This window comes from Aequorivita sp. KMM 9714 (assembly GCF_011065475.1).
GTDB lineage: Bacteria > Bacteroidota > Bacteroidia > Flavobacteriales > Flavobacteriaceae > Aequorivita > Aequorivita sinensis.
On the sequence record NZ_JAAGRO010000008.1, the window covers coordinates 27,126 to 49,412 of the forward strand.

The 22,287-nt window shown below is 33.3% G+C and carries 18 protein-coding genes; 11 read left to right on the forward strand and 7 right to left on the reverse strand.

The window, feature by feature from the left end; all coding sequences use genetic code 11:
- The gene (locus G3A46_RS13305) at positions 1-3,030 is read right to left on the reverse strand and encodes a hypothetical protein (RefSeq protein ID WP_165150529.1); all 3,030 of its coding nucleotides are present in this window, start codon (positions 3,028-3,030) and stop codon (positions 1-3) included.
- 191 nt (positions 3,031-3,221) lie between these two features.
- Positions 3,222-4,256, reverse strand: coding sequence for a WYL domain-containing protein (locus G3A46_RS13310; RefSeq protein WP_165150531.1), 1,035 nt, complete (start codon positions 4,254-4,256; stop codon positions 3,222-3,224).
- Positions 4,257-4,576: 320 nt separating this feature from the next.
- Between G3A46_RS13310 and G3A46_RS13315 the strand changes: the two genes are divergently transcribed.
- The 4 genes from G3A46_RS13315 to G3A46_RS13330 all read left to right on the forward strand — a co-directional run bounded on the left by G3A46_RS13315 (position 4,577) and on the right by G3A46_RS13330 (position 7,781).
- Positions 4,577-4,855, forward strand: coding sequence for a hypothetical protein (locus G3A46_RS13315; RefSeq protein WP_165150533.1), 279 nt, complete (start codon positions 4,577-4,579; stop codon positions 4,853-4,855).
- Positions 4,833-5,318, forward strand: a complete 486-nt coding sequence (locus G3A46_RS13320; protein ID WP_165150535.1) for a hypothetical protein — start codon at positions 4,833-4,835, stop codon at positions 5,316-5,318. The genes G3A46_RS13315 and G3A46_RS13320 overlap by 23 nt, the downstream gene beginning before the upstream one ends.
- Positions 5,319-5,675: 357 nt before the next feature.
- On the forward strand, positions 5,676-6,107 hold the full coding sequence (locus G3A46_RS13325) for a DoxX family protein (RefSeq protein ID WP_165150537.1): 432 nt from the start codon (positions 5,676-5,678) through the stop codon (positions 6,105-6,107).
- 150 nt (positions 6,108-6,257) lie between these two features.
- Positions 6,258-7,781 carry a glycosyltransferase family 39 protein gene (locus G3A46_RS13330; RefSeq protein WP_165150539.1) on the forward strand — a complete coding sequence of 508 codons (1,524 nt, stop codon included), beginning with the start codon at positions 6,258-6,260 and terminating at the stop codon, positions 7,779-7,781.
- Between the two features lie 537 nt (positions 7,782-8,318).
- On the opposite strand, the gene G3A46_RS13335 is transcribed toward G3A46_RS13330, so the two are convergent.
- Entirely contained in the window at positions 8,319-8,606 is a 288-nt protein-coding gene (locus tag G3A46_RS13335) for a hypothetical protein (RefSeq protein ID WP_165150541.1), read from the reverse strand.
- A gap of 756 nt (positions 8,607-9,362) precedes the next feature.
- Between G3A46_RS13335 and G3A46_RS13340 the strand changes: the two genes are divergently transcribed.
- A complete protein-coding gene (locus tag G3A46_RS13340; protein ID WP_165150543.1) occupies positions 9,363-9,503 on the forward strand; it encodes a hypothetical protein in 141 nt (46 codons plus the stop codon).
- Positions 9,504-9,511: 8 nt separating this feature from the next.
- On the opposite strand, the gene dnaE is transcribed toward G3A46_RS13340, so the two are convergent.
- Complete coding sequence (gene dnaE / locus G3A46_RS13345; protein WP_165150545.1) at positions 9,512-12,499, reverse strand: DNA polymerase III subunit alpha; 2,988 nt, start codon at positions 12,497-12,499, stop codon at positions 9,512-9,514.
- Positions 12,500-13,714 carry a DNA polymerase IV gene (dinB, locus tag G3A46_RS13350; protein WP_165150547.1) on the reverse strand — a complete coding sequence of 405 codons (1,215 nt, stop codon included), beginning with the start codon at positions 13,712-13,714 and terminating at the stop codon, positions 12,500-12,502.
- Positions 13,715-13,936: 222 nt separating this feature from the next.
- Between dinB and G3A46_RS13355 the strand changes: the two genes are divergently transcribed.
- The 3 genes from G3A46_RS13355 (at position 13,937) to G3A46_RS13365 (ending at position 17,147) form a co-directional block, all read left to right on the forward strand.
- Positions 13,937-15,070 carry a Shedu immune nuclease family protein gene (locus tag G3A46_RS13355; RefSeq protein ID WP_206736024.1) on the forward strand — a complete coding sequence of 378 codons (1,134 nt, stop codon included), beginning with the start codon at positions 13,937-13,939 and terminating at the stop codon, positions 15,068-15,070.
- A gap of 221 nt (positions 15,071-15,291) precedes the next feature.
- Entirely contained in the window at positions 15,292-15,705 is a 414-nt protein-coding gene (locus tag G3A46_RS13360) for a hypothetical protein (protein ID WP_165150549.1), read from the forward strand.
- Between the two features lie 173 nt (positions 15,706-15,878).
- On the forward strand, positions 15,879-17,147 hold the full coding sequence (locus tag G3A46_RS13365) for an APC family permease (RefSeq protein ID WP_165150551.1): 1,269 nt from the start codon (positions 15,879-15,881) through the stop codon (positions 17,145-17,147).
- Positions 17,148-17,353: 206 nt separating this feature from the next.
- Here G3A46_RS13365 and G3A46_RS13370 read toward each other — a convergent pair whose 3' ends face one another.
- Positions 17,354-17,788, reverse strand: coding sequence for a lipocalin family protein (locus tag G3A46_RS13370; protein ID WP_241836902.1), 435 nt, complete (start codon positions 17,786-17,788; stop codon positions 17,354-17,356).
- Between the two features lie 153 nt (positions 17,789-17,941).
- Complete coding sequence (locus G3A46_RS13375) at positions 17,942-18,712, reverse strand: META domain-containing protein (RefSeq protein WP_165150553.1); 771 nt, start codon at positions 18,710-18,712, stop codon at positions 17,942-17,944.
- A gap of 391 nt (positions 18,713-19,103) precedes the next feature.
- Between G3A46_RS13375 and G3A46_RS13380 the strand changes: the two genes are divergently transcribed.
- From G3A46_RS13380 to G3A46_RS13390, 3 genes are all read left to right on the forward strand, one after another.
- Entirely contained in the window at positions 19,104-19,913 is an 810-nt protein-coding gene (locus tag G3A46_RS13380) for an HNH endonuclease (protein WP_206736025.1), read from the forward strand.
- A gap of 415 nt (positions 19,914-20,328) precedes the next feature.
- A complete protein-coding gene (locus G3A46_RS13385) occupies positions 20,329-21,549 on the forward strand; it encodes an NADH:flavin oxidoreductase (RefSeq protein ID WP_165150555.1) in 1,221 nt (406 codons plus the stop codon).
- 113 nt (positions 21,550-21,662) lie between these two features.
- Positions 21,663-22,133, forward strand: coding sequence for a hypothetical protein (locus tag G3A46_RS13390; protein ID WP_165150557.1), 471 nt, complete (start codon positions 21,663-21,665; stop codon positions 22,131-22,133).
- The last annotated feature ends 154 nt before the right edge of the window (positions 22,134-22,287 follow it).

Genomic DNA, 22,287 nt, shown 5'->3' on the forward strand with positions numbered 1-22,287 from the left:
TTAGTTGGTGTTTAGTACGTGTAAAATTGTGTCTTTATAAAATTCAGGACTTAAATATTGACTATATTGGATATTTCTTCTAATAGTATTTAAAAATGGATCTATTCCCCAAATTGGATATTGTGTCGGCACATTTTTGATAGATTCCGCAACCGCAATAGGAGATTTAACTAAAAGGCTCACTTGCCTATGTGCTTGAACAGGAATATTATATTCCTTAGTAACCCTAGGTTTATAATTTGGAAGTTCTTCAAGAACCCTTGGTCCTAATTTTGCTCGAAGATCCGTAATACGCATATGGTTAACTTGTGTCACCTGAGAATTTTCGCCCATCATAGCTTTAAAAACACTTTCTAAACCAAATTCCTGCATATAATTAGAAATAACAGATATAATATTATGCATGTTCTCTGCCTTCAATTTATAAAAGTCAAATATTTCATTTAGAGCATTCTCCCAATCGGCATTAGATATCCAATGAAAGCAAAAACCTAAGTCTTTCTCCATCTCTGGTATATCTGTTTGTATTAAAGTATCCTGATCTCTTTGATTAACACTAATAAATAAAAATGCCTTAGCAGCTACTTTCGAGTTAAAGACCAAAGCTCTAAATTGGTCGAATGTAGAAAAGGGTATATCGTATCCATCTTTAGAGCAAATAGTATACAAAGCCAAAAGTTGATTCCATATTGGAGCATCAAAAGAACTCTCAAGAAGTTTTTTTCCATATGCTTTAATTCTCTCCTCAGGAATAATATACTCCACATCTGGATTTATACTTACAAACCTTGGCATTAATTGATTACCATCTTCTTTTGAAGAAATAATTATCCATTGTTTAATTACCTCATTTATAGGTAGTTTATAATGATTGACTTCCTTTTCTAAAGGAATCGGGGTCACATCTACAATTTTATCATTCATAGGAACCGCAAATAGTTCTAAATCATTAGCAGCATCCTTCAAGGCCACGGTTCCATCTATTTTGTTTATTTCTAAACTATGAGAAAACCCAGAAATCTCATATTTTTTTAGAATCCCTCCTTCTTTTATTTGTAAACATACCCGATTATTATAATCCATTGCATCTGATAAATAGAACAAGCGTACAATCTCATCTTTAAACGAAATTAAGGGTTGAAAAGCTGGAATTATATATTTTGAAATTTTTACATCTGTGTTAATTTTATTACTTAACGTTAAAATTGATTCTTTACCAGGTGTTGTTAATAGTCGTAATCCGTATAAGTTTTTTAAGGATAATACAGTGGATTCATCAATAATATTACCTTCTTTATCCACTATAGCCATACCCTGAAATGGGGATTCCATATGAAAATGCAACTTCCTTTGAGTACCAAGTCCCAACGCTCCCTTAATGGTAGTTGGAATTTTAGAGGTTCCTGGTTTAATCGCTAATTTGTAAAAGTTATTATTAATGTCGATAGTAAAATCTGGTGTCTCATATAATTTAACAGATATCCCGGCTGATTCCTTTACTTCAATTTTAGCTTTATCTATTGCTGTCTCAACAAAATCTATGTTTAAGCTTTTAATATTATAAACCCTGTCGTAAGCTGTTACTCCGTTTCTTACTATTTTAATATTAATACACCCTAAAGGTAAGTTTGACAATGTAGAATATTCCTCCCAATACGCACCAGTTCTATGAGGTTTTACCCAAACTTCGTATTTACTTGATGGCACTAAATTATTACTAGTATCATAAAGAAACATTTTAATTCCCCCTCTTATTACAGGCATATTCGACTTTATCATCCAACGCGGTTTTTTACTCTCAATAATCCAATCAAATGATTCAACGCCACTTAAATACTTTCTACTCTCAACGTTTTCTGTAATTTCTAACTCACCCTCAAACTTCATCAAACGCATATCCCTATCACAAATAGTTATAATTTGGGATTCGGCATCTGAAATCCAGCTAAGTGGCGTTAAAACGGCTGCACTTTTATCGGCACTTCCATTTCCTTTAATTAAACGCCACTCATTTTCGGAGTAATAAGACCAAAGCGTAGGCTCATTTAAGGATGGCGCAATTTGAATAAAGTCAGGGATATCTACTTTGTTTCCTTCTACAATTACATAGGCATTAGTTAAGCTGTCATCACCATCCCAATTATGAGTCTCTTGATTAAACCATTCCGTTTTATAATTCCCTGAATATAACTTCTTAAATACACAAATCAATTTATCATTCAGGTAAAACTGATATACTGAATTATGTATTTCAATACCCAAAATGTTAGATAAAGCATTCTTGGTATATATTGGAGCCAAGCCAAGCTTTAAGCGTATGTTAATTTGCCCCTCATCCATACTCATCAACCAATAGTTTTTAGGTTTAGACTCTCTTCTAAAACTTTCTATTTGATTTGCCCTTATTTTAAGTTTGCCAGAAATACTTTTTAAAGTAGTGTCAGACTCCAATAATTCATCATAAACACTTTCTTTGTTTAAAATAGAACGAACAATCTCAAAGCAGTTTTCATATATCGTATCATTTTGACTTGATTTTGGTAGGAGATTGATAATATCTGGTTGGAAAATAAAATCTTCTATAGTTTCTGGTTGTTCTTCTAAAACTGCCAATAGAAAATTTAAATATCCACCTTGATTGGCACTAATATGGGTTAAGGGTAAACCTCCTTGTAATAAAAGCGTTTTAAAACGAAGAGTATTTTGCTTTACAATCCATTTAAAACCTAGTAATTGCCCACCTTTTTTAGCTATTTTATAAAATTCATTACAGTTATAATAATATTTAATATTCCCACCTATGGAGCTAAATACACTTTCTTTATTTGGACTTCCTCCATCATAATTTCGTTTCCACCATTCTGCATAATACAATGCTGCGTCTCTGGCATCAATAAAATGTGGTTTTGCATAACTTAAAGTTTTTCGCAATTCCTCAAAATCTTGCTCAGTTAAGAAATATCGCCATAGTGGACGACCATCATGAGAAGATAAATCGTTTTTAGAAAGTAAGGTATTAAAGAAGCTCATAAGTTGGGGGTTTTAATATAAATCCAATATGTAAATTGAAAAAAATAAAGTATTTGTATCGCGTTTAAGTTCTTGTCTCAGCCCATAAATTTTATAAAATCATCTTACGACATAATTCTTACAAAATGATTTTATTTTTAGAATTATATGCCAAATTTAGTATGGATGTATGCAGTTTAAATGCATAGGCGCTAAACATAGTAATTATGCATTATTTGTACATGCTTAGACATTTGCATTCTTAAACTTTCTGGAGCTAATACTTCAACATCTTTTCCATAAGATAAAATTTGTTGAATCAATTCTAAGTTAATAACAGCTTCAAAAAAAACTTGATTTTCCTTTCCTTTTTCAACAAACTCATCCCAATAGGGGTGGATCGGTTTTGTTTTAAAATACTGTAATCGCTGTGGAGAAAATCTGAGTACTACTTTTTCGGAAATTGGCGCCTCTAGGGTAACACTTTGCTTTCGTACCCCTACCATCTCATTGAAAAAAGTAATCCAATCGGTATCATCTTTTTTTAGTGCCACGTCCTTGAGGATTTCAAAGTCTTGTAATCTTTCATCCAAAGGAATACTCCACTGTTTCATATCAGCCGTTTCATTATACCCAAATACAAACCATCGTTGGTTGTATTGCTTTAAAATGTAAGGGTGAAAAATATATTCTCGCGAATCGGTATCATTAAAGTTTTGGAATGTTATTTTTAAAACGTCTTTATTCTTAATTGCTAAGAACATAGGTTTTAGATAACTTAAACCTTCATAAGCTTCATTCTTGTCGTAAAATAAAATCTTGTGGTATTCAGGAATTGTAGTAGCTCCCTCCTCTTCTTGAAACAAAACTAATGCTTCAGATAGCTTATCGTATTTCGGATGCCCATTATATCGCTCTAATAATTGCTGAGCGGCATCAATCAAATATTGTTCATCGGGCAACAATCCTTTTTTAGCAATAGAAAACTCAGGATCAGAGTATATATAAACTTCTTTTCCTTCAAAACGTTCAACTATAATTGGCGCACTAAAACCTATTTTCTTATCACGAAATAAACGGATATCATCTCTTAAGGTGCGCGTAGATATTCCTTGTCCTGGATATAATTCGGAAATGTTTTCGTTAACTTCATTTAGTATTTCTTTAAAAGCCATAGGCCTTTCTCTTCTTCGGAAACATCTATCAAGAACATTGTATCTGTAGTGGGCGTGTTTACTATTAGACATCTATATCTATTGTATAATAAATTAAGTAAATATCTATTTCGTCGAATAACGAAACAATACTATTTCATCCCATTTCGATATTTACATATGAAACGAGTTTAAAATTCCGGGGAGAGTTTCAAATATAACATTTATTTTAAGATTTTTTTAAGAAGACTTTTTGAACTTTAAAAACAGTTGTAAATATACTTTTAGTTCTTATTTTACTCCTTTAGGCATTCCATCCCACCCCTAACTTTGAATAAAATGCTGCATTATAATAACTGGTGATGTTTATTTAATATATTTACGTTATAGCTTCACTTATAAAAATCCGAGCAATGAAATTTGACCCAATAACGAAAGAGGTTTATACAGACAAAGGTGAATTTGTGAAGACATTGAATTGCCCATATAAAATGAGCTGGGATAAATTAGAAGTTATAAATTCATCTTCACGAAAATGCGTGAATTGTGACCATTTAATAATCGACACTGAAAATCTAACAGACCACAACCTTCTGGATATAATTAAACAAAACCCACAAACTTGTTTGAAAATCGACCTAAATCAACAAAACATTCAAATAATATCAAATGGAAGAATTAAACAACAATAATAATTTGCAAAAACTTCGTATCATAAAAACAGCACGTGATACGGAAAGTATTAATAAGGCTGCTAAAAGTGGACTTAAACCATTAATAAAAAAGGTTGAACCTTCTGCTAGAATTCGTTCTAAGTATTCTGTAGTTCAAAATAAGAAAACGGGAGAAATTAATGTTCAAAATGATTATCGGTACGGTTACAATTCTCGTGAAAACAAAGATTTCGAAACTGTAATTGACTGGACATTTTATTATCCTTATAGCTTTAAATCTCCATTTGCCGCATACTTAATACCAAAAGATATTAAAATTGGGGAAAGAGTTCTCATAGAGGATTTGATTGAAGATTATATCGGTGCAAAATGGAACCAAGGCGACACCTTTCGACTTGAAAGTTGCGAAGCTATTTGGAATGGAACAGACTTAGAAATTCAATATGATCATAAAATAAACATTTCTAACCTCATTGGATAAAAGACCAGAATGATAACAAATATTATAGTCCTGAAGTAGAATACAAATCCTTACTCATACCCCCCTAATACCCGTTTACATCACGCCCCCTTCCCAATTCATCAATATTATTGAAAAATCGCAAAAATCACCCATCAATCTATCACCCCACTACCCAACTACCAAAACTTTCGGGAGCATGGTATGGCAATCCTAATTTAGCAATTGCCAAAGCATAAGCAACCTTTAGCTCCACATACCAACTATTATCCTTAAAATGTTGTGTTATAGAGATTCGTGATTTTTATTTGATATATTTACGTGTTATGCTGCATTTTCACAAACTCGTCGCTAATATGAAATTAATATTAGGAAAATATGAATATCACGACTATTAAACTCTTTTTGCGACTAGCAATTTCATTCGGATTTTTATCCGCAGTAGCTGACAGATTCGGAATTTGGAGCAAAGAAGTTTCTGTTTGGGGTAATTGGGATAGTTTCTTGAGTTACACCGAAATGATAAATCCTTGGATACCTAACTCACTAATCCCAGCAGTCGGAATTTTAGCAACCGCAGCAGAAATTGTTTTTGCGTTATTCTTGATTATCGGTTATAAAACGGAATTGTTCGCAAAATTGAGCGGATTTCTTCTTTTAATATTTGCTTTATCAATGACTTTTTCAACTGGAATAAAAGGAGCTCTTGACTTTTCTGTTTTTAGTGCATCTGCCGGGGCTTTTGCTTTGAGTTTTATAAAAGCAAAATATTGGGAATTGGACAATCTTATTTCTAAACTGAAAAACTAATTAAAAAAATAATAGCTATACGCAAAACGGGTTTATTGAAAAGTTAAAACTCAATATTCCAAAAAAATATTAAGGTTGGCTAAAAGTGCAGAAGCTCTGTATCCCCTGCTGCGTATAGAATAACCGTTACCTGTCATTTGATAAATCAAGATGCCGATAAGAAAAACAACAATAATCATAGCATTTTTTTGCATTGTAAAAATATCGCTTCATCTGATTGCTGACTCAAATTCAGGATTTCAAGGAGACGAATTATTGCACATAGAAACAGGAAATCACCCAAGTTTTGGATATATGGAGTTCCCTCCCGTTATTGGTTGGCTGGCATTTATCCAAAATCAATTTCATTCCCAGTCTGTTTTTGTACATCACATCTTTTCCCATATTGCCTCATTTTTAATTTTAATTTTAATTGCACTCACAACCCTTCAACTAGGTGGAAAATCGAAAGCGGTTTTTATTGTACTACTTTGTATTTTAACGGCTCCTGCTTTCGGCCGTGGACACCAACTATTTCAACCTGTAGTTTTTACCCATTTTTTCTGGTTGTTATCGTTTTATCAATTGGTTAGGTTCGTCAAAACTCTAGACAAAAAATATTTACTTTACTTAACAATCTGCCTTAGTTTTGGGTTTCTCACAAAATATGATATACTTTTCTTTATAGCGGGCCTTTCTGGTTTACTTCTATTCAAGAGCACAAGAACATCAATTTTACAAAAGGATATTTGGAAATATATTCTCTTGTTCATTATTCTGATTGCCCCAAATGTCATATGGCAATACAAGCAAGGATTTCCGGTACTTGATATGTTCTCACGACTTTATGAAACACAATTGGATAAACTGACAATACTTGGAGTTCTTGAAAGTATTGTTATATCCTTAAATCCACTAACATTGTTTTTTTGGATTGGCGGTTTTATCTATATGTTTAGAACAAAAAACAATCCTAACTATTATCGCCCAATCGCATTTACTATCGTCATTTCCATATTTCTCATGGCGTTAAACAAAAGCAAAGCATACTATTTTTATCCCGCCATTATTACTTTGCTAATATTCGGAAGTATTTGGTTTGAACAAAAAATCTTATCAAAACGCCAATGGATCTTATATCCTGCAATCGCTCTTCTTGTTGTTTCGGGTCTCGTATTGATACCATTTGGCTTAGCTGTTCTGCCCTTGGATACATTTATCAAATTCGCAGCAGTAGAAAAGAAGGACAATCGTTACGAAATAGAATACACCGAGTATTACTCGAAATCGAAATGGGAAGAAACTATGGGCGGAATTAAAACCGTTTACGATAGCCTACCTATGAACGAAAGAAGGGATTGTTTAATTTGGGGCAAACATTATAGCCAGGCAGGCGGAGTAAATCTTTTTAGGGAAAATTATGAATTGCCCAAAGCGTTTTCATACCATGGGAGTTTCTACCTTTGGACTCCAGAAAAAGGCGAATTACCTAAAACGATTATAGCGTTTTCAAACGGAGAGGCTGGAATAGATTTTTTTCAGTCCTTCTTTAGATCGGTTGTGGCGGTAAAACAAATTTATAACCCCTATGCTGATGATGAAAAAGATTTGTGGCAAACAATTTACATTTGTAAAGAACCTACACTGAATTTTGAACAGTTGCGAACTGAATTTAAAACAAGGATTTTTGAATAGCGATGCAAACAAATCGGCAGGAATCAAAATCCTGAAATAAAACACAAATCCTTACTTCATAAAGATTTAATCAGAAAATATATAAAACCGACAAGAGAATTATTAAAACTAGAAAATAAGCGAAATTGAATAACGGAACTGAAAAAATCACAATTTACATCAATGCATAACCGCAATTTGCTTAGCTAGTTCACTGCGCTCGTGTTGGCCAATTCCACTACGCCCGAATCCACCTCATCATTTCCAAGTACATTTTTTCACCCTGCAAATTGTCCAAACAATTTCCTTATTGATTCCATCTTCAAAAATAGGATTGAATAATTCGCCTATTGTTTCAGTTGTGATGGAACAGTTTTTATGATGAAATCTAAAATTTTAAGCTCAGGTTTAACCTCATCTCAAGACCACGGAGTAGAAACGGGAGTTTCGCTTTTGGAGGTACACAATAGAAAATGTATGATAGAATTATTACCCCATCAAATTGCTTAATTTCTTACTTTCGAATTTGCCGCACGAGCTACTTTTCAAATACCTTTATTACAGATCCCCCTTTTTGACAAATTGATAGTAATTACTTTTTTTCCCATCAATGGTTCTATCATCATACAGCAGTTGAAAATTATTTTCATCAAAAATTTCAAAAAAAACATCCCAAGAAATATTACTCAAATTTTCTTTATTGTTGTGAAAATTAATTCTTAACATTTTTCCCGCCATGGAAGTATTTGCTATTCCTTCTGTCATAGCAGGTACACCGTCTCGCGCTTCAACCCAATTTTTAATGGTTGTATGGTTGTCTGTTGTTTTTAATTCGTCTGAATTCATAATTATTGCTTTTTAAATTATCTAAATAATATTATTAAAATGGTTTTATTCCTTCTCTCCACTTTAATAAGCCTTCACTTTTTATATAAAAGCCTGATTCAAACTCCCATCAAATAGAACTTTTTAAAATATTCCTATTAATCCTATTCTCGATTGTACTGTCGATTGTCTGAACTCTTGATAATCCCAGCCTTAATCGTGACGAACTTGCTGATTCTAATTATTAGTGTCCAAAACAATTGATTTTCAGGGTTAACAACCTTCCTGTTATAAAGTTAGAGTTCATATAAAGATACTAACAATCTTTTAATACATAATCCTTATAGGCTTAACAGGCCTAACATTTTCGATTTATGGATTTACCGAATCTACGATTATAAGGTAGACAAATAAATTCATTTAATTTAAATAGCCGATTGCAATATTTTAGACGCTTTCACTTGGAGTTGGTTTCCAAGCTACCCAAAAAGCAACTATGGCTGTCGGTTCGAGCGCATTCGACAACTTTAAGTTACTGACCACCAAATAGGTATCGACTGCGCTCGACCTTACAAACCAATTAATTTTTACTTATTAGACAGCCTCATTTTTATAACTATCTCAAAGGTTTTAATTAAGAATAATATCAGGGTTTTAATAAAAATTTGAAGCCTAAATTCTCTATTGGTCATACGAACTTAATTACTTACTTTTATATTTCATAGATAGAAATTAATCATTTGATTATCTAATACTTAAGAACTTAAATCTAAAATCATGGATGGTAAAGAAAATAACACCCGCCCCAAACAACGACCTGTTGATCCTGAGAAAAACAATGCTGCTCAAGAAAGAGAATATCGAAAAGATAAAAGAGAGGGGAAATTGGATGGAGCGATAAAAGATTCAGAAGAATAAATAAACCTCTAAAGAGTAATATTCTTATCAGAATTTTCAATTCCAGACTGACGTGGGTCTGGTAAAAGATTTTGAAACTTTATTTTTTCAACAACTATAGATAAGTAGTCTAAATCGTCTACTACCTTTCCAGTAATCAAATACACCCCATTTGTTCTTATAGAATATTTACGTGCAATTTCAGGAAAGTGAACTGTATCAAAAATCACTCCTTCGTAGTCGATAAACGTCCCGAAAATCATAATATCACCATTACTGGTACCCGTATGCTTGGCGGTAATCAACTTACCAAAAATAGAAATCCGCTTCCCTATATTATAAGGAATGTCTTTAGCCAAACAATTAGGCACGTTGTCTTTTTGAATTAGATTGAAATACCCCTTTAAAGGAAAGCCTATTAACTCCAATTCATCATAAGCGTCAATCAAATGATTGGTAAGTATCTCTGGCAATGTAAAATTTACTTGCTTAGGCTTAAACAACAATAGTGCAGTATCATCAACCTTGTTTTTTGAAGATTTAAGATGTGCTTCCCACATTATTTGATGCTTGTCTTTTCCTGTAAACCTAAAACAGTCTATTCGAATTAATGTTATTAATTGTTCGATACCAATAGGCACACGATCTATAAAATCATCAAAGTCCTCAAAATCGCCATACAATCGCCTCGATTTTAATATCCTCTCCACTACCCTTTCCTCCAAATCGCGTATTAATACAAACCCCAAGTAGATGGTTTTACCTCGAATTATCGTTTCATAAGAACTATTATTTATACAAGGTTTTTCTACAATTCCTCCCTGTAAAACAATTTCTTGTACATAGGTTTCAATAGAATAAAACCCACCTCCATTATTGAGTACGGCAACCATAAACTCTAAAGGGAAATATCGTTTTAAATACAAGCTCTGATAACTTTCTACGGCATAGGATGCCGAATGGCCCTTGGCAAAAGCGTAACCCGCAAAAGCACTTACTTGATCCCAAACCTCCATTGTTAGTTCTTCAGAATACCCTTTTTGCAGACAGTTACTCTTAAACTTTTTCTCAACAGCTATAAATTCCTCTTTAGATCTAGACTTCCCACTCATCCCTCTTCTCAATACATCTGCTTCCCCCAAATCCAGTCCTGCGAAATAATGCGCTACTTTTAAAACATCTTCCTGATAAACCATTACACCATAGGTTTCGTGAAGAATTTCTAATAAAACAGGATGACCGTTCTTTCGCTTTTCGGGGAATTTATGCCTTATTATATATTCATTTTTCATTCCGCCATTGGTTACTCCAGGCCTAATAATCGAGCTTGCAGCTACAAGACCTAGATAATCTTGCGTTCGCAACTTGGTCATTAAAACACGCATGGCAGGAGACTCAACATAAAAAACGCCCATACAATCTCCAGTTTTCAACAATTCATTGATATTAAGGTCATTTTTAAACCTATAAACCTGATTTATATCTGCTACTTCTGCTTCAGGTTGATTGTACTTTATAATTTCCAGACATTCTTTTATCTTAGAAAGCCCTCGTTGCGCTAGAATATCAAATTTGAAAATCCCAACATCTTCAGATATATTCATATCAATCTGAACTGTTTGAAACCCCTTTGGTGGCATAAATGTGGCTGCAAAATAGTTGATAGGTTTATTCGTAATTAAAATCCCACCGGAGTGAACACTTAAATAATTTGGAAAGCCACTTATTAATTTCCCGTATTTCACAATCAGTTGAAAATATTCATCCGTTTTCGAAGCCGTTTTCCCACTTTGTAGAAATGCATCTATTTCGTGTTTTGGAATTCCAAAAACTTTTCCAAGCTCTCGTACAACTGCACGGTATTTAAATGTAACATAAGTCCCCATTAATGCAGTATTCGGGAACCTCTCAAAGATATATCGTGTAATATCATCCCTATCACGCCAGGAAAAATCTAAATCGAAATCGGGAGGCGAGGACCTATATATGTTGATGAAACGTTCAAAATAAAGATCGAGTTCAATCGGGTCAACGTTTGTGATTTCTATAATATAAGCAACCACACTATTAGCACCACTTCCACGACCTATATAAGGGTAATTCTTCGACTTTGCGTATTGTAATAAATCCCAATTAATTAAAAAATAGGATACAAAATCCATCTCCTTAATAGCTTTAAGCTCCTTTTCAATTCTATCATAAACAACTTGATCAGGATTCGGATATCGTTTTTCGAGATTCTCAAAAACTAATTTTCTCAGAAAATTAAAATCAGCATTTTTATCTTCCAAATAGCACTGTTGATTCTGATTCTCTCTTTCTGAATTGAATTTGAAAGCTACATTTGTTTCAGAAAGTAGTCTCTTAGTGTTTTCAATTGCAAGAGGGAATTCTTCAAAGTGATTTAATATTTCTGCTTTTGAAAACATCTTATCAGTTTTCAAACCTTGTTCTTCTTCAGGTAGTTTGCTTAACAAAGTGTTTAACCCAATTGCTCGCAATAATCTGTGAGCGTTATAATCCCTTTGCCCGCGAAATGTAACCGTCTGTTGAATAATTAAATTTTCATAATTCCGATATTTCGAAAACTTCAGCTTTCTTAACCCCACAACAGACACCCCTATATATTCATTCTCCTTAAATGAAGTCTTTTCCAACTCCATTACCTTTTCAAATGGATATATAATTGCGCAATCCTTTAGGCTAGGACATAAATCAGGAAACTCTTTTTTTTGATGTAGGTATTCGGTTAAATATTCATTTAAATATTGAAACCCTAAATTGCTTTTAGCAATAACAACGTATTGCTGATTTATTCCATTTCGAAAATCGACACCTACCGAAACCTTAATATTATATGCTGAAGCATTTTTAAGCACGCTCAAACAAGCAGAAGTGGAGTTGATATCGGTAAGCGCAAACGAGTCAATATCATTTTGCTGCGCCAACTCCAGAAGCTCAATTTCTGAAATGGTACCGTAACGTAATGAATAGTAACTGTGACAATTTGTATACATTTATTGCTTTCTATGTGCCAACAACAAAGGAGGTTCGCCATTAAAAGGATTGTGATTGCTACGAATAGATTTTACATCTAGCGTAGAAGCTCTCATAACGGCCCCGCTGCCAAATCGATTTCTAATTTTATCGAGTGATGCGTATAAATTCAAATTCTTCAAATCGTCGTCAAACAAGTTTATTTGATAATGCCCCCCAGTAAGATGTGAGAAATTAACGCCAATTAATCTCACCAAAATTCGCCTTTGATATATTTTATTAAAGAGACTGTGAATAAGCGGTATTAAAATATGATCGGCACTTGTAAAAGGAATTTTTAATTGTTTGCTATAGGTGCTAAAATCTGAATACCGAACTTTAACCGAAACACAACTTGTAAGCTTATTGCCCAACCGCAATTGATAAGCGAGCGTCTCTCCCATAGCAGTTAGACTAGCTTCAATTTTTTTAATATCTATAGTATCCTTATCAAACGTTCGTTCGGTAGATATAGATTTTCGTTCGCTATATTGAACTACGGGTGTTTTATCAATACCATTGGCTCTATTCCAAATAAGTCTTCCGTTTTTACCCAACACCGAAACCAACATTTCTACAGGCATATTCTGAAGGGTGCGGACTTCGTGAATTCCCAGATTTCGTAATTGTTGACTTGTAACTTTTCCCACCATCGGAATTTTACGAACAGAAAGAGGAGCTAAAAAGTCTTTCTCAAAACCAGAATCAATTTTAATTTGGTTATTAGGCTTTGCCTCTCCAGTAGCTACTTTAGAAACTACTTTATTCTTGGAAAGACCAAATGAAATTGGCAAGCCTGTTTCTTTAATAATGGTCTGTCGGAGTTCTTTGGAAAATTTATAGTTTCCAAAAAAACGATCCATTCCCGTTAAGTCTGCGTAAAACTCATCCACACTAGTTTTTTCAAAAACGGGAACTTGAGATTTTATAATCTCGGTCACCATATCTGAATACTTCATATAGGTGCTGGAATTTCCTTTTATCACAATAGCTTCTGGACATAGCTGTCTTGCCATTTTCATAGACATACCCGAGTGTATTCCATATTTTCTAGTTTCATAACTACAAGCAGCAACCACTCCTCTATCACCAATACCACCAACTAGAACAGGACGCTTCAATAAACGACTATCTAAAAGCCGCTCTACCGAAACAAAGAATGTATCTAAATCTAAATGTAAAATCGACTTTTCCATTGATTTCCTACTAGCTAAAATTATAAATTGAACAATACAAAATTATGGATTATTTCCATTTATTTGGAAATAATCCATATTAAAAGATATCAACAGTAAAAAGATTTGGTGTTATTTAATAGAAAGCGAGGCAGTACAAAGCGTTAGCTTTAATATATTGTGTTTTAGATGTTGGTTATTTTTATTTGATATATTTACGTGTTGGCCACAATTAAATAGAAAATGTCACAAATAACTAGAATGACTGAAAAAGCAACAGAAGATGATGTAATCCAAAATTCTAAATTGGAGCATTTATACAATCACGATTTTGGGAGTGGTCGATTCTTTCAAGTAGTCTTTGCAGATGAGAATGAGACGCACGTAAAATTAGCTCCTCGAACTTTGATGAAAGTAGTTTACATCAGAGAAAAAGATGACATCGAAGGAATTGAAATTATTAAGGAAATTTCTGGAACAGAAAAACAAAGAATTAAGTTCAGCAAATTTGATTTTCAACAACTCAAGAGTTTTTTAAGTTTTATAAAATCTATCGATTTAGCAACAATCAACGACCGTCGAATTGTGTTAGCGGATAATTCATTTGATATTCTTGATGAAGAAACAAAAAAGAAAATCGGCACTCTACTTTCAGGTAGTGATGGCGGAAATTTGGTAAAAGACCTTTTAGACGATGGATTGATTACAAATCAAGATTTAGTAAATACTGGGTATCGAAAAAAACAACTCGAAATTTTCAGAAGATTACTCACTGAAAAAGAATTCCTCCAAGAATATAAAGACGAGATAGGCACAAGCAATACCAAAGATGAAACCGCTTGGCAACATTATTTCAACGAGAACGAGTGGATATTTGGATATGGATTGGATTACCGTTTTCAGGGTATCTTACAAAAAGAGTTCAGAGCATCCGATAGTGATGCAAGTGGAAGTGATACGGTAATTGGCGATTTCTTAATTGGAGATAATAGATTTACAACATTTGTAGAATTAAAGCTTCCAACAACAAATCTTTTTGGTAAAGAAAAAAACCGTTCTGGAGCCTGGCGATTATCAAACCCATTTATAGATTCTGTTTCTCAAATTTTAGAGCAAAAAGCAAGTGGAACTATAAAAATTGAAACTACAAAAGAACTTTTTGATGAGAATGGAAATGTAATAGAGCAAAAATCCTATGATTCAAAAACAATTTTAATCATCGGACATTGGAATGAACTTAATAATTCAAATGATAATGCTCAAATCAAAAAGATTAAGAGAAAAACATTTGAGCTATATCGCAGAGATTCTCGAAATATAGAAGTAATTACATATGATGAACTCTACGAAAGAGCTAAATTTATAGTCGGCAAATAACATTTGTAGGTAACAATGTATAAAAAACAGCTCAAGTCATTGCTAGTGTTAAGGTTCGAGTATTTTTGCAAAGTTGCCAAAATCGTAAATTAGGTTAATTGAGAAAAGAAAAATAAATTAGAATAATTTTAAAGATCGGCTTGTACCTAACCAAAAATATTTTTATAATTTACACGCTACAAAGTATATATTACATCATTGGCAATAATTAAAAAAAATAAATGAATAAAGCATTTCTATTAATTATAATTATTACATTTTTTAGTTGTCAAACTGAGAACTCTATATTAGGAAGCTGGGAATTAAATAGCGATTCTGAAATAATCAAATCTCAAATTGAAATATATGCATCAGGAAAGGAAATATATGCTAAAAGAACAAAGCTTTCAGAAATAAATAAAGAATATGGATGGGCTAAAAATGACATTTGTTGGAAAGATATAAAAAAATTAAATGATAGCACTTACTCCTGCATTAGGATTGCAAAACGTTTAAACAATGGCGTTACTGAAGTTTTAGAAGTGGAATCTATTATAGAGGTAAGAAGCGAAGATTTATTTACTATTAAAGCCTTTTATACCGATAATAAATTAAACGATGAAGGAAAGATTCAGCCATATATCAGATTAAAATAAAAGTTCTAAATTCTTTACCCCCGCTAGTGCGCGATTGTATCGCGTTTCTTTTTCCCTTCCCAACTCGATGCACGGCAGCCGAACAGATTGGGCAATGTTGCTCGGCAGTTTTTTCCTTATCATAAAAGGGAGCGGAAGATTTTCATTAGATTGGTTAATTTTAAAAAGAAAGAATGAACGACAATAATAATAAAGGACTTTTAAGAACACTTACATTAAAAGACGCGGTAGGCGTTGGTCTAGGCGCAATAATCGGTGCAGGCATCTTTGTTGTTACAGGTATTGCAGCAGGTGTTTCAGGTCCTGCATTTCTTATTGGGCTTATTGCGGCAGGTATTATTGCTGCTTTTAACGGTTTAAGCTCTGCGCAGTTGGCGGCAATATACCCTGATTCAGGCGGAACCTATGAATACGGTTACAAATTAATTAATCCTGTTTTTGGTTTTTCTGCAGGTTGGATGTTTTTAATAAGCAAATTGACTGCAGGTGGAGTTGTAGCTATAGGCTTTGGTAGTTATTTTTATCAATTGGTTCCTATAGGTTCGCCACTCACCCTTTCTGTAATTGCAGTGGTTTTTCTTACTATCATCAATTTTTTCGGTATCAAAAAAGCGGGGTTGCTAAATCTTGTGATTGTGACTGTAACTCTTTTTTCACTATTATACTTTGTTTTTAGTGGCGTCCCTAAAGTTAATCCTGATAATTTTAAGCCATTTGCACCTTTTGGTATTTCGGGAATTGCAGAAGCTGCTGCTTTATTGTTTTTTGCATTTACGGGTTATGCGAGAATTGCAACGCTTGCGGAAGAAGTAGCTGAACCTAAGAAAACAATCCCAAAAGCAATTATCATCACAATTATCACGTCCATACTTCTTTATGCTGCGGTTTCTGTAGTTGCAATAGGTGTTATTGGAGCCGAAAATATGGCAGATAGCAAATCTCCTTTACAGATGGTTGCAAAATCATTGACTACCCCTGCAATCAATACCGTAATTACAATAGGTGCTTCAACTGCGATGTTGGGCGTATTGTTGAGCCAAATCCTGGGCATAAGCAGAATGATGTTGGCGATGGGCAGAAGACACGACTTGCCGCCAGTTTTTCAAACAATACACAATCGTTATAGGGTGCCACATTTGGGAATAGTTGTTACGGGACTAATAATCTTGCTCCTCACCATCTTTGGAACTTTTGAATTTGTTGTAAGAGCAGCTACATTTACTATTTTGCTCTATTACAGTATTACAAATATTGCAGCACTTAAACAGCCTCGAAAAGAACAGATTTATGGCAGAATAATCCCTATTTGTGGTTTGATAGGATGTTTGACTATGTCTGTTTCTTTACCTTTTAATGTAATAATTTCAGGTATTGGATTACTCATAATAGGTTTTATGGTCAGATTTCTCTTTCATAAAATATATGACAGACGAGAATTATAACCCCCGCTAGTGCGCGATTGCATCTTGGGTTGGTTGGAATGTGTTTGTGAATGAAAAGTGCGTGTTTGCTTTCATCTGATTATCGTTCCGACACGAGCGTAGCGAACTGGCGAAGCAAAATCCGCTGACACAAACACGCACTTTCTATTGATTAAGCACTAAAATAAGCATTTTTCATACACAGCTTAATTTAGCATTTCGGTATATTATTTTTTTGTGTATTCCGACAGATAATTGTCCTTTTTGAGAATCAGCTTGTTTTTAGTTAATTTTTCGATATTGTAAGTAAGCGTGTCCACAGACGACGTTCCGTTTCCAATACTCTCGATAATAAATGTAATTTGATTCCCTTCTACCTTCCAGTTTTTATAGAGAAGCGTAGCCATATTGTCTGAGCGCGCCGTACCATCATTAAAGAGGCTAAAATGCAATGCAGCATCAGAGGAATCTAACCAGGACCCAACGAGCAATTCATTTTCAACTTCTGATTTCTGATGCTTGGAGTTCACCTCGTTATCCATTGTGGTTTTTGTGTCATTTTTACAAGCCCCCAACAAGAGTAGTCCAAGCATTAAAAATGTGATTGGGATTACCTTTGTTTTAGTAGCTAAATTTTTCATTACTTCGAAATTAATTTTCATTGTCTTTTTATTTTAGGTTTTAATTTATTTATAGTGATTCAAAAACGTTTATTAACATCTAATCTATGATTGATTAGAATAACATATAGGAGGTATTAATTAATTCATTCCTCCAACCTGTTTATTGCCTTTGATTTTTAAGTACTGGTTTTATTAAAAATACACCGCTTGGAAAACTGCTAATGTTGCATTCTTATCAGTTTTAAGAATCAACGTATCCCCATTTATAGTGTAATTATCAGCCAATGTAAAGATTTTTAAAAAATCCTGTTCATTTATATTATCATCTAGGCATGCCTTCATGGTTACCCTAATATTTTCGTCAAATCTAATTTTGTGGTTTTCTTTCAGTTCAAATGCCCCACTAAATTGATTACATCCTGCAAACCCTGAAAATATGTTATCACTTCTTAAAATGAAATATTGTTCTCTTTCTTGGTTAGGGGCCATTTCTACCTTCTTATCATCTAGGGTAACCAGTTTCCAATACTTATTTACGATTTCACTTTTGCTCATTTCAATAAACTTGGCTATTGACTTATTGTTCTCAGAATTAAGGTTTAGCTCGCCATTTTCGATAGTAAAGTTACTGGAGGTTTTTAAAAGTTCGAGTATTTGGTTTTCTAAATCCAATTCTCTTTGCTCACAAGCCATTCGAGTTACGGCGAATTGACTAAACTTAATCTGATTTTCATTTTCAATTGTGTAGGTACCATTTAAGCGATTACACCCAATGAAACCACTAATTATACCGTTTTCGGATAGATCTATATAAATAGGTTTATTATTACTAATCTTATTATCATTTAAAACGCTTAACTCCCATTTTTTATTGATGGTTTGTGTTTTGTTACTTTTAACTTCACTGGTTGATCCACAACTTGCTAAAAAAGTCGCAAATATTAAAATAGCAATATGCTTCATAGATGATATTAATTAAATTTTATTTTCAAATTTTATTTTAAATGTGAAAGGATAATTATTTTACCGTTCTAGTGTATAAACAATTTGACTATTTTTCACGCCATTGCAAGTTGCAACTTCTATACCAAACAAATCCCCGCTAGTGCGCGATTGCATCACGTTCCCTCCCAATTCCCTGTAAATCCATATTAGTAAAACACCGTGAAATCTTTCATCAATCACTACGTTACCTAACTAATGAAACTATCCAGAACTTCATCTGGCAATCCTGACATTAAAACACCACAATCCCATATACATTAACAGATTGCTTTAAAATATTGTGATTTAAAGATTGGTTGTTTTTATTTAATATATTTATGTGTGATAAGTAATTTAAAAACAGAATAATATGAACACATTTCTCTTTGCTTGGAATCCTAATAGATGGGATTGGGAAGATTTACAAGAAAGCATTGAACACCTTGAAAAAGTTGGATATGTTGAAAGAAGATGGAGTTGTGGAAATTCAAAAAGTATTAGAAAAGGAGACAGGATTTTCCTAATTAGGTTAGGTAGCGAGCCAAGAGGAATAATGGGAAGTGGATACGCTAAATCTTCTTACTATGTCGCACCTCATTGGGACGGAACAGAAAACAAAACGACTAATTACATAGATATTGAATTCGATATTCTGATTAATCCCAATAAAAACAAGTTATTTGACAAAGAATCTTTAGAAAGTATAGACAAAAACAATTTGCAACAATGGTTTCCTCAACAAAGCGGAATTTCAATAAAAAAAGAAGTTTTGGAAAGTTTGGAATCTAATTGGTTTAACTTTATTAAAGAGAATAAATACATAAAAAATAGTTTTGTTTCTAATGATGTTACAACACAATTTAAAAAAACATATATAGAAGGTAAATCCAAAGACATTGTACAAACTCGATACGAAAGAAATCCTGAAGCACGAAAAAGATGTTTAAAGCATTTTGGTTATTCTTGTAAAATTTGTTCATATGATTTTGAAAAGCATTTTGGAGAAATTGGTAAAGGGTTTATTCACGTCCATCACATAAATCAGATTTCGGAAATAGGAAAAGAATATGAAGTTGACCCAATAAAAGACTTAATTCCTGTTTGTCCGAACTGCCACGCAATGATTCATTCAAAACGACCAGCTTTTACGATAGAAGAAATTAAAGAAATAATAAGATAGAAAACTACTTCCAACACCTTATAAAAATAATTGCTTGTTCTCGCAAACTTCTGAATCTGAGAGCTGTCGGGACCTCGGCTTTCACTTTTTGTATACTAGCAGAGTCAATTGCTAAACTACGTAATTACTCATAGCCCTAACCACAGTCCTTCATGATGAGCTGTTAAAAATGAAATTTGAAAACTAAAACACTTAGATTTAAATATGTACAAAATCAAAAGGTTTTATTTATTATCGGACGTTATTAAAATGAATTAGCCAATTTCAGCTTTATAAAATTTCCATTAAATTTGAATTCTGTAGGTAGCAATCCTATTTTATTACCTACATGTAAGCAAAAAGTGCTTTTTGAGAAGGATATTTCTCATTTTTTAAAACCCTATTTATTTTCACAAATCAAGTTAAGGATATCAATATGAATAATTTATCATCGTCAAAAGAGCTTCCAGACATATTCTCACCTACAAAACTTGGCCCTATAACATTACCAAATCGTATCATAAAAGCGGCTACGAGTGAAGGTAGAAGCCCAGAAGGAAAAGTGACTCAAGCTCTCATTGACTTTCATCGTGGATTCATTGAAGGGGGAACAGGTATGACTACATTAGCCTATTGTGCTATTTCGCCTGAAGGATTTGCAGCCCCTGGAGAAATTTTGATGATTCGTGAAAATATTTCAGGCCTCAAGAAATTCACTCAGGCTATGCATGATGCTGGAGGAAAGGTTTCTGCACAACTAGGTCATGCAGGGCCAGTCGCTCACAAGAAAATTACTGGCGTTCAACCTGTAGCTCCTTCTCGATTCAGGAATCCGACAAGTTTTCAACTTTGTAGAGAAATTTCCAAAGAAGAAATGCGGAAAGTTATTAATCAGTTTGCAGATGCTGCCGAGGTGGCTGCTGATGCTGGATTTGATGCCGTAGAACTTCACTTTGGTCACTTATATCTTGTCTCTGCATTTTTTAGTCCATGGATTAACAAACGCAAGGACGAGTATGGAGGATCCCTTGAAAACCGCACACGATTTGCAAAAGAAATTTTACTTGAGGTTAAAGAACGTGTCCAAGATCGACTAGCCATTATTGTCAAAATTTCTATGGATGATGGAATTAAAGGTTCTATTTGGCTTGATGAATCCACCCAGACTGTAAAAATCCTTGATGATACAGGAGCAGTTGATGCTTTCGAATTGACGATGGGCTCTTCGGTGTATAATCAGATGTACCTTTTCCGTGGAAAAACAGATATAGATGGTATGGCAGCAACTCAAAAAGGTATATTCAAGTTAGGCGTTAAACTATTTGGTAAAATGATGCTAGGGGAATATCCATACGAGGATTTATACATGTTAGAGTCGGCTAGACAATTTCAACCTATTGTAAAGAATGCACAGTTAATACTACTTGGTGGAATTAATGATTATGAACACATGCAAAAAGCTATGGCTTATGGTTTTTCCTTTGTAGCTATGGGAAGAGCACTATTACGTGAACCTGATTTAATAAATAAACTACAAACTAAATCTCAACTTGAAGGAAGATGTATTCACTGCAACAAATGTATGTTTAGTGTTTTTACCACCACAAATTGTGTGTTTACAAAAGAATATGCCACCTCTTCTAAAGAAGCGATATAGATAACATGTAGTTTAATATTCCACTAACGACTTCTATTAATTTATGAGTTTTTAATTTCTAAATAATCTTGAGTAAGCAGAAACTGATTAAAAGATTAAAAAGCTATTATCCAATGGAAAAATTCCATGCTTTTATATCCTTTCCGAGTTTATTTATTTATCTAATCCTCACCAATTCTCTTAGAGATATATTTTTTCTTCTATATGGAGTTTTGGTCTGTATCTTAGTGCTAATTCAAGGGCAACATTATTGGAAGCTGAAGTTATACAGCCTGATAGACAAGCCTTTCAATCAAGAAAAAAATATTACTTTTTTCAAAAAATCTAAAAAATTAAATTTGATATTAATTGGTCTTATTCCCTTGGTTTTTGTTTTTCAATTGTATCAAAATGATTGGCGGATATTGCCTGAAAATTTAATTTCATGGGGGATTTTAGCTAATCTTTTTGCTGTTTTAGAACACGTAAATTATTATAATCGACAGTTAATGATTGATAATTTATCGGATTTAGAATATTTAAAGCGAAATAAAAGGTTGAAAGTCGCGAGTTTAGCAAAGGATTTAAAAGAGAATGCCCTATAACACCTGCATTTACCCGCGTATATAATTAATTGTTGGCCCATTCACCAATCACCATAGCTTTAAGATCGGGAGTTTTTACTTCAATCAGTTTCCTTCGCTAGTGTCTATCTGTGATTTATTTGCTAACTTACTTACATAAACACGCAGCTAGCAT

Excerpts from the sequence above, each read along its gene's own strand:
- dnaE (WP_165150545.1), bottom strand. The coding sequence starts at position 12,499 with ATGTATACAAATTGTCACAGTTACTATTCATTACGTTACGGTACCATT.
- G3A46_RS13320 (WP_165150535.1), top strand. The coding sequence starts at position 4,833 with ATGGAAGAATTAAACAACAATAATAATTTGCAAAAACTTCGTATCATA.
- G3A46_RS13355 (WP_206736024.1), top strand. The coding sequence starts at position 13,937 with ATGTCACAAATAACTAGAATGACTGAAAAAGCAACAGAAGATGATGTA.
- G3A46_RS13390 (WP_165150557.1), top strand. The coding sequence starts at position 21,663 with ATGGAAAAATTCCATGCTTTTATATCCTTTCCGAGTTTATTTATTTAT.
- G3A46_RS13385 (WP_165150555.1), top strand. The coding sequence starts at position 20,329 with ATGAATAATTTATCATCGTCAAAAGAGCTTCCAGACATATTCTCACCT.
- G3A46_RS13310 (WP_165150531.1), bottom strand. The coding sequence starts at position 4,256 with ATGTCTAATAGTAAACACGCCCACTACAGATACAATGTTCTTGATAGA.
- G3A46_RS13305 (WP_165150529.1), bottom strand. The coding sequence starts at position 3,030 with ATGAGCTTCTTTAATACCTTACTTTCTAAAAACGATTTATCTTCTCAT.
- G3A46_RS13340 (WP_165150543.1), top strand. The coding sequence starts at position 9,363 with ATGGATGGTAAAGAAAATAACACCCGCCCCAAACAACGACCTGTTGAT.
- G3A46_RS13335 (WP_165150541.1), bottom strand. The coding sequence starts at position 8,606 with ATGAATTCAGACGAATTAAAAACAACAGACAACCATACAACCATTAAA.
- G3A46_RS13365 (WP_165150551.1), top strand. The coding sequence starts at position 15,879 with ATGAACGACAATAATAATAAAGGACTTTTAAGAACACTTACATTAAAA.
- dinB (WP_165150547.1), bottom strand. The coding sequence starts at position 13,714 with ATGGAAAAGTCGATTTTACATTTAGATTTAGATACATTCTTTGTTTCG.
- G3A46_RS13315 (WP_165150533.1), top strand. The coding sequence starts at position 4,577 with ATGAAATTTGACCCAATAACGAAAGAGGTTTATACAGACAAAGGTGAA.
- G3A46_RS13380 (WP_206736025.1), top strand. The coding sequence starts at position 19,104 with ATGAACACATTTCTCTTTGCTTGGAATCCTAATAGATGGGATTGGGAA.
- G3A46_RS13375 (WP_165150553.1), bottom strand. The coding sequence starts at position 18,712 with ATGAAGCATATTGCTATTTTAATATTTGCGACTTTTTTAGCAAGTTGT.
- G3A46_RS13370 (WP_241836902.1), bottom strand. The coding sequence starts at position 17,788 with ATGAAAATTAATTTCGAAGTAATGAAAAATTTAGCTACTAAAACAAAG.
- G3A46_RS13360 (WP_165150549.1), top strand. The coding sequence starts at position 15,292 with ATGAATAAAGCATTTCTATTAATTATAATTATTACATTTTTTAGTTGT.
- G3A46_RS13330 (WP_165150539.1), top strand. The coding sequence starts at position 6,258 with ATGCCGATAAGAAAAACAACAATAATCATAGCATTTTTTTGCATTGTA.
- G3A46_RS13325 (WP_165150537.1), top strand. The coding sequence starts at position 5,676 with ATGAATATCACGACTATTAAACTCTTTTTGCGACTAGCAATTTCATTC.